Raw genomic sequence first — 14997 nt, forward strand, 5'->3', positions numbered from 1 at the left:
TCAGCAAACCGGGTGCGGCCTCGATTCGGCGACCGGACTTCCACACGCCGCGCCCGTCGGAAAGTTTACATTTTCTGAAAATTTGCAGCACGCCCCGTTTCCTGCCTCACGAAGTCGTGTGATAGATCGACATCGCAACGTCATCGGCCACGGCCGGCAGCAGGGTTACCACGGGCATGTCTCAGACCACGACTTCCGCGCAGTTCATGGTGGGTGACGCGTCGGTGGTGGAGGGTTTGTCGGGGGTTCGGCAGCTGTCCTTCGTGGTGCGGCTGACGCAGGCGCTGGACACGGCGGCGAGCGTGAGCTGGGTGACGGCGGACGGCGAGGGCTCCTTGTCCTCGGGCGCGCGCTACGGCGCGGCCACGGCGGGGTCGGACTACACCGCCGCCGCGGGCACGCTCACCTTCGCGCCGGGCGAGACGAGCAAGACCGTCACCGTCAACGTGCTCGGCGACGCCGCCGTCGAGGCCGACGAGCTCCTCCTCGTCAACCTCTCCAACGCGACGGGTGCGAGCATCGGCGACGGCCGCGGCGAGGGGCTGATCCGCAACGACGACGCGCCCCAGATCTCGCTCGCCGCCGGCTCCGTCCTCGAGGGCGGCCCCGGCCAGCAGGCCGCCCTGCCCTTCACCGTCCGCCTCTCCGCCCCCACCACCGAGACCGTCACCGTCGCCTGGCGCAGCCTCGACGGCACCGCGCACGCGGGCTCGGACTACACCGCCGCCTCGGGCACGCTCACCTTCGCGCCGGGCGAGATGAGCAAGACCATCGCCCTCAACGTGCTCGGCGACAGCGCCGTCGAGCCCAACGAGACCGTCCTCCTCGAGCTCTCCGCCCCCAGCAAGGCGGTCTTCGCCCCGCAGTACGGGCCCGTCTACGTCCCCTCGCCCACCGCGCTGACGGCCGCCGGCACGATCCTCGCCGACGACGTCGCCCCCGCCGTCCTCTCCATGCTGCGCCTCAACCTCGGCGCCGGCGGCGCCCAGGCCAACGCCGAGACCCAGGCCTTCGCCGTCTCGGCCGACGGCAACCGCCTGCTCCTCCTCAGCGGCGCCACCAACCTCGTGGCGGGCACCACCACCCCGGGCTCCGGCCTCTTCCTGCGCGACCTCGCCGGCACCGGCGGCTTCACCTTGGTCGTCAAGGACGGCCAGAGCCTCGGCGACGGCTGGTCGGCCTTGCTGTACGGCTCCGCGCCGCCGGTCCTGTCGGCCAACGGCACCCGCGTTCTCTTCCAGGGCAGCAAGGCCGGGGACGCGGATCTTTACGACCTCTTCGTCAAGGACCTCGCCTCCGGCGCTGTCACCCGCCTCGGCCTCGAGGAGAGCGCCCCTACCTACACCTCCGTCCTCTCGCCCGACGGCCACAAGGTCGCCTTCGCCAGCGCCTCCTCCACCCTCGTCGCCGGTGACGCCAACGGCGGCACCGATCTCTTCGTCAAGGACCTCGACACCGGCGCCGTCACCCTCGTCAGCCGCGCGGCCAACGGCCAGCAACTTCCCGTCCCCTCCTACGGCTACAGGGATCTCGCCTTCTCGCCCGACGGCACCAAGCTCGCCTTCACCACCGCCAGCACCGCCCTGCCCGGCGTCGGCAGCCAGCCCCAGATCCTCCTCAAGGACCTCGCCTCCGGCGCCGTCATCCTCGTCAGCAGCGACGCCGGCGGCAATCCCGCCAACGGCTACACCGGCAGCGCCGTCTTCTCACCCGACGGCACCCGTCTCGCCTTCGTCAGCAGCGCCTCCAACCTCTCCGCCGCCGCGGCCGGCACCTACGATGCGCAGGTCTGGGTCAAGGACCTCGCCTCCGGCGCCATCACCCTCGCCAGCAGCGACGCCGGCGGCAAGCCCACCGGCACGGGCTTCGGCAAGCCCGCCTTCTCCCCCGACGGCACCCAGATCGCCTTCAACAGCGGCGCCGCCATCTTCCCCGGCGACACCAACAACGCCGCCGACGTCTTCGTCAAAGACCTCGCCTCCGGCGCCCTCCGCCTCGCCAGCACCACCAACACCGCCGCCGCCAACGGTGACTCCTCCAGCCCCACCTTCCTCCACGACGGCTCCGTCGCCTTCCTCAGCAACGCCTCCAACCTCGTCAGCAACGATACCAACAACTCCTCCGACCTGTTCCGCGCCACGCTGCTCCCTGTCCCGCCCCCCCCTGCGCCCCCGGCCGCGACGCTCTCCATCGCGGCGCTCTCGGCGGACCACGCCGAGGGCCATGCCGGGTCCGCGCCCTTCACCTTCACGGTGACCCGCGCCGGCGATCTCTCCGGCACCCACACTGCGAACTGGTCGGTGGCCGGCACCGGGCTCTCCCCGGCAAGCGCGACCGACTTCGGCGGAGGCGTTCTTCCCGCCGGCACCGTGGTCTTCGCGGCCGGCGAGACAACGAAGACCGTCACGGTCAACGTCGCCGGCGATACGGCCGCGGAGGCGACGGAAGGCTTCAGCGTGACGCTTTCCGCGCCCAGCCTCGGCACGACCATCGCCGTGGGCACGGCCACCATCGGCAACGACGACTTCGCCGGCGGCAGCGGGGCTGACCTGCTCCGGGGTTCCGCCTTCGACGATGTGATCCAGGGGTTCGGCGGCAACGACACCCTCCTCGGGGGCGCCGGCAACGACACGCTCGACGGCGGGCTCGGCGACGACACGCTCGACGGCGGCACCGGCGCGGACCTCCTGCGCGGCGGCGCCGGCAACGACACCTACTACGTCGATAGCCTCGGCGACGTCGTCGTGGAACTCGCCGACGAGGGCAGCGACCGCGTCGTCGCCTCCGTCACCTGGACGCTCGGCGCCAACCTCGAGCGCCTCAGCCTCGCCGGAACCGCCGACCTCAGCGGCACCGGCAACGCCCAGGCCAACCAGATCGACGGCAACGCCGGCAACAACCTCCTCGCCGGCGGCCTCGGCAACGACACCCTTCTCGGCGCGGCCGGGAACGACACGCTCGACGGCGGGCTCGGCGACGACACGCTCGACGGCGGCACCGGCGCGGACCTCCTGCGCGGCGGCGCCGGCAACGACACCTACTACGTCGACGGCCTCGGCGACGTCGTCGTGGAACTCGCCGACGAGGGCAGCGACCGCGTCGTCGCCTCCGTCACCTGGACGCTCGGCGCCAACCTCGAGCGCCTCAGCCTCGCCGGAACCGCCGACCTCAGCGGCACCGGCAACGCCCAGGCCAACCAGATCGACGGCAACGCCGGCAACAACCTCCTCGCCGGCGGCCTCGGCAACGACACCCTCCTGGGCGCGGCCGGGAACGACACGCTCGACGGCGGGCTCGGCGACGACACGCTCGACGGCGGCACCGGCGCGGACCTCCTGCGCGGCGGCGCCGGCAACGATACTTACTACGTCGACAGCCTCGGCGACGTCGTCGTGGAACTCGCCGACGAGGGCAGCGACCGCGTCGTCGCCTCCGTCACCTGGACGCTCGGCGCCAACCTCGAGCGCCTCAGCCTCACCGGCACCGCCGACCTCAGCGGCACCGGCAACGCCCAGGCCAACCAGATCGACGGCAACGCCGGCAACAACCTCCTCGCCGGCGGCCTCGGCAACGACACCCTCCTCGGGGGCGCCGGCAACGACACCCTGCACGGCGGTGCCGGCGCCGACACCCTCGACGGCGGGGCGGGCGCGGACGTCATCCTCTACCTCAACGCCTCGGAGGGCGGCGACCGCATCGCCAACTACGTCGCGGCCGACGACCAGTTCCACATCTCCGCCTCCGGCTTCGGCGGCGGGCTCGTGGCCGGCATGGACCTCGCCGCCAGCGGCCGGTTCGAGGTGAGCGCCGTGGGGCGGGCGAGCGGCCCGGCCGGGGTCGGCGTCTTCGTCTGGCAGGCTGCCGCGACCACGCTCTGGTGGGACGTGGACGGCGCGGGCGGCGCCGCCGCGGTGAAGATCGCGACCTTTACCGGCACGCCGGCGCTGACCGGCGGCGAGTTCACGATCATCGCCTGAACCAACCCGGCGGCGCGGCCCTCCGCGCCGCCGACACCCTTCCGCGGGAGCCGGAGGCCCGCGCTAACCCCTGACCATCGAGGCCACCGCCTCCGCCACCTCGCCCAGCGCCGCGCTCATCGCCCCGACCAGCGCCGGTGTGTCCGGCCCCGTCGCGGCCCGGCGCGCGCGCACGACGCGCGTCGTTCGCCGCTCCCGGTCGGCACGGCTCCTCACCGAGACCTGGGCAACCAGCTCGACGACGTTCGCGCTGCCGGCCTCGAAGCGCTGCACGTCCACCTCGACCACGACATCCCCCTCCGCGCGAAGCGCCCCTCCCTCCGTGACGACGGTCGCGTCGGGGAGGCGGAGCGCGAGGTTCTCGGCCAGGACGCTGCCGAGGAGGTCGCCGAGCGGCTCCGCCCAGCGCTCGTTGCCGAGGGAGCGCAGCCGCGCGCCCTCGCCGGCCCGGATGATCTCCGGCCGGTCGAGATAGCCGGGCACGCTCACCTGCCGGAGCTCCACCGTCAGCGGCCGCGTCCGTCGGACCGGGCCGGGCGCCGGCAGCAGACGGTAGAGGCTCGGCTCCGGGGAGGCGCAGGCCGCCGGGAGCAGCGCCAGGCCCAGGAGGGCCAGCCCGCGGCGACCGGGCGTCCTCGCGCCCCTCACCGCTCGGTCGCCCGGTCGGTGCGTCCGCGGATCAGCGCCTCGGGGTGGCGGTCGAGGTATTCCGCGAGCAGCCGCACCGAGCGCGCCGTGTCGTTCGCCCGGGCGAGCAGCCGCTCGAGCTCGCGGTTGACGGTCGAATCCCCGCCGTAGCCCCGCTGGATGGACGCGACGGCCGCGTTGGCCCGCCCGATCGCCTGGTCGAGGTTGGAGGCGATCCCCGGCAGGCGGCGCATCAGGGGCGTGAGGCCGGCATCGGCCGTGCGGACAAGCTCCTGCACGCCCTCCAGCGCGCCGGACAGGGCGCCCACCGCCCCCCGCAGCTCGGGCCCGCCGACGAGCCCGTTCACCGAGGCGAGCGCCGCGTTCAGGTTCCGCCCGATCTCGTCCAGCGGCAGGCGCTCGATCCGCCCGGCCACGCCGCTCAGCGCCCCCATGAGGTCGGACCCGCCGCCAAGGCTCGGGAGGACGATGTCCCCTCCCTGCAGCCGCGCCTCGGCGGGCGCGGCATCGGGGTGGAAGTCGAGGGAGACGAGCATCTGGCCGGTGAGCAGGCTCGCGCTCTGCAGCTGCGCGCGCAGTCCGCGCTCGACCATGCGCCGGGTGAAGGAGAGCACGTCCTCCTTCGTCCGGACCGCGCCGGCCTCGGGGAAGGAGATCCGGCTCGGCTCGATCGCGAGGTGGACGGGGACGCGGAAGGTCTCGTCAGCGGGCACGAACTCGAGGCTGCGGTCGAGCACGCTGCCGATCCGCACGCCCCGCATCTCCACGGGCGCGCCCGGCCCGAGGCCGCGGACGGAGCCGTCAAAGTAGACGAGGAACTCGAGCCGCTCCTTCGAGGTCGCCGCGATCGCCGCCTCCAGGTCCTCGTAGAGCTGGAAGCGCGCCCCGTCGGGCACGGGCGGCTGGTCCTGGAACTCGGAGGGCGTGTCGAAGGCCACCCCGCCGGAGAGGAGGGCGCGCAGGCTCTCCAGCTCCAGCTTCACCCCCTCGGCGCCGACGCGGAGGTTCACGCCGGAGGCGTTCCAGAAGCGCGAACCCTCGCGCAGGTAGCGGTCGTAGGGCGCGCGCACGAAGGCCCGCAGGTTGACCTTGCCGTCCAGCCCCGGCGCGTCGAGGCCGAGCACCTCCCCGACGTTGACGTCGTGGAAGATGACGGGCGAGCCGCGGTCGAGCGATCCGGCCCGCCGCGCCTCCAGCGTGAAGACCCGCCCCGGCTCGTCCGAGCGCACGCCCGGCGGGTCGTCGAGCCCGGTAAAGTCGCGCCGCGCCTCGCCCTGTTCCGATCCCGGGTCGAACTCGATGAAGCTGCCCGAGACGATCGTCTCCAGTCCCGAAACGTTGCCCGCGGTGAGTCGCGGGCGCACCACCCAGAAGCGCGCCCGCTCGGTCAGGCGGGGGGCGATCTCGGCGTTCATGCGGATGGCGGCGCGGACCTGGCGCAGGTCGTCGCTCAGCCGCACCGCCTCCACCGTGCCGACCTGCACGGCCTTGTAGCGCACGGCGGTCTGCCCCGCCGTCAGCCCGTCGGCGTTGCGGAAGGTGACGGTGACGAGGGGCCCCCGGTCCGAGAGGCTGCGCCACCCGAGATAGCCCGCGACCAGCAGCGCCGCGAGGGGCACGAGCCAGACGAACGAGAACCGCCGGCGGCGCGTGGTTGCCTCCGCGACGCCAGGGCCCGGCGGCGCCTCCCGGCCGTCGCCGCTCATGCTTGCTCCCCCGGCGCGGTGGAACCGGGCCGGCCGGCCGCGTCCCACATCAGCCGCGGGTCGAAGGCCGAGGCCGCGAGGATCGTCAGCACGACCACGCCCGCGAAGCAGGTCGCGCCCACCGCCGCGTCGATGGACGCCAGGTTGCCGAAGCGCACGACGGCGATCAGCACGGAGACGACGAAGACGTCGATCATCGACCAGCGCCCGATCGCCTCCACGGCGCGGTAGAGCCGCGTGCGGTCGCGGAGCCGGGCGGCGGAGCGCCGGTGGATGCCGACCAGCATCACCACCAGCCCCGCCAGCTTCAGCACCGGCACCATCACGCTGGCCAGGAAGACGATGAGGGCCAGCGGCCAGAACCCGCTGTACAGGAACTCCGCCACGCCGCCGAGGATCGTGTGCGGCCCGCCCCGGCCGAAGGTGACGATCACCATCACCGGGTAGATGTTGGCCGGGACGTAGAGGACGAGGGCCGCGAGGAGGAGCGCCCAGGTCCGGGCGACGCTGTTCGGCTTCCGCGGGTGCAGGCGCGCGGCGCAGCGCGGACAGGGCGACCCCGCCGGCGCCGCGGCCAGCAACCGGCAGCAGTCGCAGCTGATGGGCGGCGCCCGGCCGGCCTCCGCCTCCGGCCAGCCATACCGCCCCGCCGCGGTCGCGCCATGCCTCTCCAGCGCGTCCCAGACAAGCTGCGGCTCCAGCACCGCCCGCACCGCCACCAGCGTCAGGGCCAGCGCCGCGACCCCGTAGGCGGCCGGCCCCACCTCCACCTCCGCCAGATCGCGCAGCCGCGTGTAGGAGACGAGGGCACCGAAGAGGAACACCTCCACCATCGCCCAGCTCCCCAGCCGCTCGTGCCAGCGGAAGGCGTGGAAGAGCCCGCGCGGCGGGTGCCGAAGCCGCAGCCCGAGGAGGACGCCGACGAGCAACAGCAGCCGGGCGAGCGGCGCCAGGACCAGCGTCAGCACCACCAGCGCCGAGAGGGGCACGAAGCCCTGCTCGATGAAGGCCGCCGCGCCGGTCTCGACGCCGCTCGTCCGCAGCCGGCCGAGCAGGTTCAGGCTGAGGAAGGGGGAAGCCATGGTGATCGCGTAGAGCACGAGCCCGGCGATCCCGAGGGCGAGCGGCGCGTCGAGGGAGCCGGACGGGCCGCGCAGCACGGCGTCGCAGCGCGGGCAGCAGGCCTCGGTCCGACGGGCAAGCGCGGGCAGGCGCAGCACCTCGCCGCAGCCGTCGCATTCCAGCGGGCGGCGCGCCGGTGCCGGGGCTGGCAGGGTGGCTGGCACGGGGGCCGGCGCGGCGGCAAAGGCCGGCATCAGACGGCGGGCACCGGCGGGAGTCGGCGTCCGGTCGAGCCCGCGGGATGGCCGGGCCGCGCGCTGCATCGGGTCTTCGGCAAGGTTGCTCCGCCCTGGCTACGATCGAGCAATGCCACAGCGCTCCGGTCGGTTTCCTGCCCGGATCGTTATTTCGGGAAAACGCCTACTCCTCGAGGTGGAGCTCGCGGATGAGGGCGCCGACGACGGCCTCGTCCGTGGCCATCCGCCGGCCGATCTCCCCGCGCCCGAGATAGGTGGCGCGAACAGCCTGCTTCTCTGCGACCTCGCGGTAGGGCGCGCCCTCGACCACGCGGCGGCAGGCCTCCTCCAGGCGGGTCGTCACCGCCTCCGGCGTGCCGGCGCGGACGAAGAGCCCGCCATAGGTCACCGAGGCCACCCGCCCGAGGCCGAGCTCCTCGACCGTCGGCACCTCCGGCATGGAGGGGAGCCGCTCCGAGGAGGCGACGGCGAGGGAGCGGAGATTCAGGGATTGCACGAGGAAGCTCGTGGCCATGCCGATGTCTAGCGTGCCGGAGAGAAGGTTCGTGGCGAAGTCCGCCTCCCCCCGGTAGGGCACGTCGACCAGCCCGACGCCGGCCTGCCGCCAGATCTGCTCGCCGAGCAGGTGCGGCCCCGAGGCCGGCCCCGTGTGGCCGTAGCGCAGCCGCCCCGGGTTCGCGCGGGCGTGGTCGACCAGCGCGCGGAAGTCGCGGAAGGGCGAGGAGGGCGGGACCGCGACGTGGAAGACGTTCTCGAAGGTCTGACAGATCGGCACGAAGCTGTCCCGGCCGTAGCCGAGGTTCTTCACCCGGTGCGTCTGCACGACGATCGGCGTCACGGGGGTGAAGGCGAGCGTGTAGCCGTCGGCCGGCGCGTTCGCGAGGGCGGCCATCCCGATGGTGAGCGAGGCCCCCGTCCGGTTGTTCACCACCGCCCGCTGCCCGAGGATCCCGCCGAGCTCGGTCGCGAAGACGCGCGCCATAAGGTCGGTGCCCGAACCCGGGGGCAGCGGCATGATGATCTGCAGAGGGCGGTCCGGGTAGGTCTCGGCCAGGGCGGGGCGGGGTCCGAGGGCCAGCAGGGCCGCTCCCAGGGACCAGGCCAGGGCCAGCCGGCGCGACGGCAGCTTCCTCGTCATCGAACGTCATCCTCTCCGGTCGAGCCTTCGCCGCGCGCCGCCCCCGTGTGGCGCCCGGGCAAGGGCGACGCGTCGGAAGCCCGCCGGGCGGGTCGTTGGCCGCATCTGACCGCGCGTCCGGCCGGAAAGCCATCGATAGATGTTCATCGGTCCATGAAGCGGCTGCATGATCCGCCGCCTCGCCGCCTCGCCGCCGCGGCTGCCGCGGCGGCGCCCCTCAGGGGATCGGCACGCCGAGCCTCTCCGCCCAGGGCCGCAGGCCGTCCAGGATGCCGTCCCTCAGCCGGACGCCGTCCCTCTCCGCAGCCGCGCGGTGGCGGAGGCCCGCCTCGCCCGGCAGGCGCACCGGCGGGCCGCCGGGCCGGGGCGCGCTCGCCCGGCAGCCGCCGGTGATGACGTCGGTCTCCCGCCGGAAGGCCTCGGCGCCGCCGAAGGCCGAGGGGTCGAAGACCTGCAGGAAGACGGCGTTGCCCATCGGCCGCGTCCCCTCCGCCCGCCCGTGCCCCGAGAGGCCCTGGCTCAGCGCCTCCGCCGCCAGGGCCCAGCCATAGCCCTTCTGGCCGTGGTCCTGCCCGCCCGCCGGCAGCACCGTGCCGCCGCGCTGGAGCACGGTCGGGTCGTCGGTCGCCTGCCCCTCCGCGTCCATCAGCCAGGGCCGGTCGTAGCGCCGCCCCTCGCGCGCGAGGCGGAGCGCCATGTTGTTGGTCGTGATGGAGGCGCTGACGTCGATCAGCACGGGGTCGCCCCCCGTCGGGAAGCCCATGGCGAAGGGCGCGGGCGACAGCGCGCCGGCGGTGCCGCCGAAGGGGGCGACGGTCGCCACCCCGGGGGCGGAGGAATGGATGGTCAGCACCATGCCCCGCGCCGTCGCGCGCGCTGGATAGGCCGCGAGGCAGGCGATGTGGTGGCCGTTGCCGATCGCGACCGCGGCCATCCCGTGGCGCGCCGCGCGCTCCATCGCGAGGTCAATCGCGCGGACCATCAGCCAGGGCCCGGGCAGGCGTTGGCCGTCCCAGGCCAGGCAGGCGCCGCGGTCGGAGACCACCACCGGTTCCCCGGTGACGGCGAGCGCCCCCGCCTCGATCTCGTCGAGGTAGCGCGCGGCGAGCGACAGGCCGTGGGTGTCGTGGCCGAGCATGTCGGCCTCCACCAGGATCTCGGCGACGGCCGCGGCCTTCTCTGCGTCCATCCCCGCCGCGCCGAAGAGGGCGGCCGCGAAGCCGCGCAGGCGCCCGGCCGGGAGGCCTTCCCCGCCGCTCACGCCACGACCCCGATCGGCCAGGGCACGAACTCGTCCCGCCCCATGCCGCTCAGCTCGCTCTTCGTCCGCTCGCCGGAGGCGTGTCGCAGCAGCCGCTCGAAGATGCGCTGGCCCATCTCGGCGACCGTCGCGTCGCCGTCGATGATGGTGCCGCAATTGATGTCCATGTCGTCCACCATCCGCTCGTACATGGGGGTGTTGGAGGCCAGCTTGATCGTCGGCGCGGGCAGGGAGCCGAAGCAGGAGCCGCGGCCGGTGGTGAACATCACCATGTTCGCGCCCCCCGCGATCTGGCCGGTGGCCGAGACGGGGTCGTAGCCCGGCGTGTCCATGAAGACGAGGCCGCGCGCCGTGACGGGCTCCGCGTACTCGTAGACCTCCATGAGAGGCGAGTTGCCCCCCTTCTTCGCCCCCCCGAGCGACTTCTCGAGCACGTTCGCCAGGCCCCCCGCGTTGTTGCCGGGGCTGACGCGGCCGTTGATCTGGGTGTCGCGGCCCTCGCTGTGGGCGAGCCACCAGTCCATCCGGGCCACGAGCTTCCGCCCGACCTCGGGGGTCACCGCGCGGGCGGTCAGCGTGTGCTCCACCCCGAAGATCTCCGGCGTCTCGCTCAGGATGGCCGTGCCCCCGTGGCGCACGAGGATGTCCATGGCTGCGCCGAGGGCGGGATTGGCCGAGAGGCCCGAGAATCCGTCCGACCCGCCGCACTGCATGCCCACCACGAGGTGTGAGGCCGGGACCGGCTCGCGCGAGACCGCGTTGGCCGCGGGCAGCATCGCCTCGACCATCGCCCGCCCCGCCTCGACCGCGCGGCGCAGCCCGCCGGTCTCGCTGATCACCAGGGTGCGCAGCGCCGGCCCGGGCTCGAGGCCCGTCTCCCGCAGGAAGCCCTCCAGGCCGTTGCCCTCGCCGCCCGCCGCGATGAGGAGGGCGGCCGCCGTGTTCGGGTGGCGGAGGGTGCCGGCGATGGTCCGGCGCAGCAGCGCCATCGGCTCGCCGGAGCGCTCCATGCCGTCGCCGAGCTCGTGGACGAAAGGGGCGACGCCGTCGACGTTCGGGTAGTCGCGCAGCCGGTCCGGCGTGAACCAGTCGGCGATCTTCCGGGCCGCTGTGCCGCCCGCGTTGCCGAGCACGAAGACGCCGACATGGTTGCGCGTGGCGACGCGGCCGTCCGGCCGGCGGATCCCCAGGAACCGGGCCCGGCGCTCCTCCGACAGGAGCTCCGTCGGCCGGTAGTCCCGGCCGAAGGCGTAGTCCTTCTCCACGGCGTCGAAGAGGATGTTGTGGCTGTGCATCCAGGTGCCGGGCGCGAGGTCCTCGGAGGCGTAGCCGATGACGGTGTTGTACTTCAGCACCGCCTCCCCCTTCGCGATCGGGCGGGCCGCGATCTTGTGGCCGGCCGGCACGTCGTGGCGCGTGACGGTGCCCTCGCTCGGCACTGCTGTCCCGGCGGGCACCGGCATCCGCGCGACCACGACGTTGTCGGCGGGGTCGAGCCGGATGAAGGGGTTGGCGTTGGGGCGCGGGGGGCTGCCGTCCATGGGTTTGCTCCTTCCTGCCGGTCAGGCCAGCACGCCGACGGGCCAGGGCACGAACTCGTTCAGCCCCATGCCCTCGATCTCGCCCTTCGTCGGCTCGCCCGAGGCGTGGCGCAGCAAGGCCTCGAAGACGCGGGCGCCCATGGCCTCCACGCCGAGAAGCCCGTCCAGCACCGGGCCGGCGTCGAGGTCGGTATCTTCCGCCAGGCGCGCGAAGGCCTCGCTGCTGGCCGCGATCTTGACGGTGGGGGCCGGCTGCGAGCCGAAGGCGGTGCCGCGGCCGGTGGTCATCGCCACGAGCGTGGCCCCGCCCGCGATCTGGCCGGTGACGGAGACGGGCTCGTAGTCCGGCGTGTCCATGAAAACGAGGCCCGGCCCCTCGACCCGCTCGGCGTAGCGGCGGACGGCGGAGATCGGCGCGTGACCGGCCTTGAGGGCGCCGTCCTGCGCCTTCTCGAGCGCGCTGGCCAGGCCGGCGGCGGCCTGCGCCTCGTCGAGGGCGCCGTTGACCGCCGTGTCCCGCCCGCGGCCATAGCCATGCCACCAGTCGAGCCGCTCGCGCAGCGCCGCCGCGATGGCGGGCGAGGCGGCGCGCGCCAGGAGGGAGTCGCCCAGGGGCAGGAGCTCCGGCGTTTCCGACAGGATGGTCGTTCCCCCGGCGGCGAGCAGGAGGTCGACCGCCACGCCGAGCGCCGGGTTGGCGGAGAGGCCGCAGAAGCCGTCCGGGGTCGCGCCCTGCAGCCCGAGGACGAGGCGGGAGGCCGGGACAGCCTGGCGCCGGGCCGCGTTGGCGGCGGGCAGCATGCGCTCCACCATGCCCTTCGCCGCCTCGACCGCCCGGCGGATGCCGCCGACCTCCTGGATGGTCACCGTCTGCAGCCGCTCCCCGACGGCCAGCCCTTCCTGCTCGAGGAAGCTGCGAAGGTTGTTGCGCTCGCAGCCGAGGGCGATGACCACGGCGCCCGCCGTGTTGGGGTGCCGGATAAAGCCGGAGAGCGTGCGGCGGAGAAGGTCCATCGGCTCCCCCGTCATCTCCATCCCGCAGCCGATCTCGTGGATGTAGGGCACGACGGCGTCGACGTTCGGGAAGGCGGCGAGCCGGTCCTCGTCGAACCAGTCGGCCGCCTGGCGCGCCGCGGTCGCGCCGCAGTTACCGACCACGATCACCCCGACGGTGTTGCGGGTGCCGACTCGCCCGTCCTCCCGAAGGTATCCCTGGAAGGTGGCGCCGGCCGGCGGCGCCAAGCCTTCTCTGGGTGGAGGAAAGCGGAACGCGCCTGGCGCGAGGTCCGCCCGCAGGTCGGAGGGGCGCAGGCGGGTCCCGGCCCGGAGGGCAAGCGCCGCCCTTCCTATCGGCAGTCCGCCCCGGACCAGCGTCTCGCCGGCTCCGATGTCCCTTGCCACGATCTTGTGGCCCGGCAGCACCGCCTCGGCCACGGTCGGACCATCCGCAAGCCTGTCGCCGGGGGCAAGGGCGTGGCGAGCAACGAGGAGGTTGTCGTCCGCGTGGAGACGAAGAGCCCGGGCCGTGCCCAACGTCATCACCGCCATGCGCGCTCCTCCCGCTCCTCGTTCCCTCCTGTCTAGACCGGCTTTCCCGATCGGCCGAGTCCGGTGCCGGAGTACGGGTGAGGCGTGACGGGCCCGGGCGGCCTCAGGCCACCGTGTCGGCCATCTTCGCGCCGCGCGCTCCGAGCGGTTCCTCAGGACCTTCGGTGGTGTCCCTCTCCGTCTGCCGCTCCATCTCCGCGTCGAGCTCCGCCCCCACCAGGACGATGGCGGTCGAGATCCAGATCCAGGTCATGAAGCCGATCACCGCGCCGAGCGCGCCATAGGTCTCGTTGTAGCTGCCGAAATTGGCCACGTAGAAGGAGAAGCCGGCCGAGCCAAGGAGCCAGGCCACCGCGGCAAAGGCCCCGCCCCAGCTCACCCAGCGCCAGCGGGCCGTATCGCGGCTCGGGCCGTAGCGAAAGAGACAGGCGAGCAGCACGCCAACCGCCGCGAGAAGCAGCGGCCAGCGCAGCACCCGCAGGAGGGTCTCGAAGGTCGAGCCAAGCCCGACATAGTCCAGCAGGATGGGGAGGACGACGACCGCGGCCATGGCGAACAGGGCGAAGAGGATCGCGCCGATGGTGAAGGCCAGGGTGGTGAGCGTGCGGCGGACGAAGCCGCGCTTCTCGTCCTCCTCGTAGACGACGTTCAGCGCGTCGAAGACCGCCTTCGTCGCCCCGTTCGCGCTCCAGAGCGATAGAAGGAGGCCGGCCGCGGCCCCGAAACCAAGGGTGCCGTCCCCTTGGGACGCAACCCGGCGCACCTGTTCCGAAATGATGTCCATGCCGCCTCCCGGCACGAAGCCCGAGAGCGACGCCAGATGGTCGTTGATCGTCCCAGGGTCGGCAAAGAGGCCGTAGAGCGACACCATGGCGCTGAGCGCGGGAAAGAGGGCCAGGATCGCGTAGAAGGTAACACCGGCCGCCTCGGTCAGAAGCCGGTCCTTGGACGCTTGCGACGCGGTGCGCCGCAGGATGTCCCACCAGCCCCGCGCGGGGATATCGGAGGGCTTTGTGGCCGACTGGCCTCGATTCCCGACGCTCTGAAAATGATCTTGGCCGGAAGGGTTCGATGCGCGCGACCCATGCTCACCAGAGCCTTGGACGGCTACGGTCTGTTGCCGACGCGAAAATCCCGTGGCCATCAACCCAATCGTCGCCGCCGTCGCCGCGATGAGCAGGCCAAGCCGCTTTGTCCCGTCGTTCATGCTCACTCCAACGCTGCGTGGCCGCGCTGGCTGTCGTCACCGACACCGCCGCGGCGGCTGCTTCTGGAGAACTGAACGCTGCGGGGCGCTGCTCGCTGCAACCGGTTGGCGAAAGACGGTCGAGCCCGGTCGCGGGTGTAGGAGACGAACAAGTTCTTACCAGACACCAACGCCCCGGCGCTTGGGGCGTCGGGGCGTTGGTGTGGTGCTTGGTTGGTGAGGTGTGCGTTGGCGTCGCGTGGTGTGGTGCCGTGTGTTTTGGATGCGGGGACAGGATTTGAACCTGTGACCTTCAGGTTATGAGCCTGACGAGCTACCGGGCTGCTCCACCCCGCGTGAGGTGATGGTAGGATTGACGTTCCGGTCTGGTGGTCTGGCGCCGACCGACTCTCCCGTGTCTTAGGACACAGTACCATAGGCGCAGGGTGGTTTCACGGCCGAGTTCGGGATGGGATCGGGTGTGGCACACTCGCTGTAGGCACCAGGCCACCGGGCCGGAACGTCTGATGGTGTTCCCCTGGTGAGGGGGAGGATGGCGAGGTGTGAGGGGGTAGCGCGTTGGTGCTGCGTGCGGCGAGGGTTTGGGCCCTCACGCGGCGTGTGTTGAGGAGTTCGATCGGGCGATTAGGACCGCTCGGCTGCGCTTGTTACC

General features: G+C 73.0%; 9 protein-coding genes, 1 tRNA gene and 1 rRNA gene. 1 reads left to right on the forward strand and 10 read right to left on the reverse strand.

Annotation, left to right across the window (positions count from 1 at the left end; genetic code table 11):
* The first annotated feature begins 176 nt into the window (after positions 1-176).
* Complete coding sequence (locus EAH89_RS33240; RefSeq protein ID WP_140886786.1) at positions 177-3977, forward strand: Calx-beta domain-containing protein; 3801 nt, start codon at positions 177-179, stop codon at positions 3975-3977.
* Between the two features lie 63 nt (positions 3978-4040).
* Here EAH89_RS33240 and EAH89_RS26915 read toward each other — a convergent pair whose 3' ends face one another.
* From EAH89_RS26915 to rrf, 10 genes are all read right to left on the reverse strand, one after another.
* On the reverse strand, positions 4041-4625 hold the full coding sequence (locus EAH89_RS26915; RefSeq protein WP_161993788.1) for a PqiC family protein: 585 nt from the start codon (positions 4623-4625) through the stop codon (positions 4041-4043).
* Complete coding sequence (locus EAH89_RS26920) at positions 4622-6331, reverse strand: PqiB family protein (RefSeq protein WP_140886788.1); 1710 nt, start codon at positions 6329-6331, stop codon at positions 4622-4624. Before EAH89_RS26920 ends, EAH89_RS26915 begins: the two co-directional genes overlap by 4 nt.
* The gene (locus tag EAH89_RS26925; RefSeq protein ID WP_161993789.1) at positions 6328-7647 is read right to left on the reverse strand and encodes a paraquat-inducible protein A; all 1320 of its coding nucleotides are present in this window, start codon (positions 7645-7647) and stop codon (positions 6328-6330) included. Before EAH89_RS26925 ends, EAH89_RS26920 begins: the two co-directional genes overlap by 4 nt.
* 166 nt (positions 7648-7813) lie before the next feature.
* Positions 7814-8788, reverse strand: a complete 975-nt coding sequence (locus EAH89_RS26930; RefSeq protein ID WP_140886790.1) for a Bug family tripartite tricarboxylate transporter substrate binding protein — start codon at positions 8786-8788, stop codon at positions 7814-7816.
* Positions 8789-9005: 217 nt separating this feature from the next.
* Complete coding sequence (locus tag EAH89_RS26935; protein ID WP_241667234.1) at positions 9006-10049, reverse strand: Ldh family oxidoreductase; 1044 nt, start codon at positions 10047-10049, stop codon at positions 9006-9008.
* Positions 10046-11590: a UxaA family hydrolase gene (locus EAH89_RS26940; protein ID WP_140886791.1), complete on the reverse strand. Its 1545-nt coding sequence runs from the start codon at positions 11588-11590 to the stop codon at positions 10046-10048. Before EAH89_RS26940 ends, EAH89_RS26935 begins: the two co-directional genes overlap by 4 nt.
* Before the next feature lie 21 nt (positions 11591-11611).
* On the reverse strand, positions 11612-13138 hold the full coding sequence (locus tag EAH89_RS26945; protein ID WP_140886792.1) for a UxaA family hydrolase: 1527 nt from the start codon (positions 13136-13138) through the stop codon (positions 11612-11614).
* Between the two features lie 103 nt (positions 13139-13241).
* Complete coding sequence (locus EAH89_RS26950) at positions 13242-14345, reverse strand: YihY/virulence factor BrkB family protein (protein ID WP_140886795.1); 1104 nt, start codon at positions 14343-14345, stop codon at positions 13242-13244.
* Between the two features lie 259 nt (positions 14346-14604).
* Positions 14605-14681 (reverse strand) — tRNA-Met (locus EAH89_RS26955).
* A 35-nt stretch (positions 14682-14716) separates the two neighbouring features.
* Positions 14717-14831, reverse strand: a 5S ribosomal RNA gene (rrf, locus tag EAH89_RS26960).
* Positions 14832-14997 lie beyond the last annotated feature (166 nt).

The sequence above is a fragment of the Muricoccus nepalensis genome, assembly GCF_006438825.1.
Taxonomy (GTDB): domain Bacteria; phylum Pseudomonadota; class Alphaproteobacteria; order Acetobacterales; family Acetobacteraceae; genus Roseomonas; species Roseomonas nepalensis.

Excerpts from the sequence above, each read along its gene's own strand:
- EAH89_RS26925 (WP_161993789.1), bottom strand. The coding sequence starts at position 7,647 with ATGCCGGCCTTTGCCGCCGCGCCGGCCCCCGTGCCAGCCACCCTGCCA.
- EAH89_RS26945 (WP_140886792.1), bottom strand. The coding sequence starts at position 13,138 with ATGGCGGTGATGACGTTGGGCACGGCCCGGGCTCTTCGTCTCCACGCG.
- EAH89_RS26950 (WP_140886795.1), bottom strand. The coding sequence starts at position 14,345 with ATGAACGACGGGACAAAGCGGCTTGGCCTGCTCATCGCGGCGACGGCG.
- EAH89_RS26920 (WP_140886788.1), bottom strand. The coding sequence starts at position 6,331 with ATGAGCGGCGACGGCCGGGAGGCGCCGCCGGGCCCTGGCGTCGCGGAG.
- EAH89_RS26930 (WP_140886790.1), bottom strand. The coding sequence starts at position 8,788 with ATGACGAGGAAGCTGCCGTCGCGCCGGCTGGCCCTGGCCTGGTCCCTG.
- EAH89_RS26940 (WP_140886791.1), bottom strand. The coding sequence starts at position 11,590 with ATGGACGGCAGCCCCCCGCGCCCCAACGCCAACCCCTTCATCCGGCTC.
- EAH89_RS33240 (WP_140886786.1), top strand. The coding sequence starts at position 177 with ATGTCTCAGACCACGACTTCCGCGCAGTTCATGGTGGGTGACGCGTCG.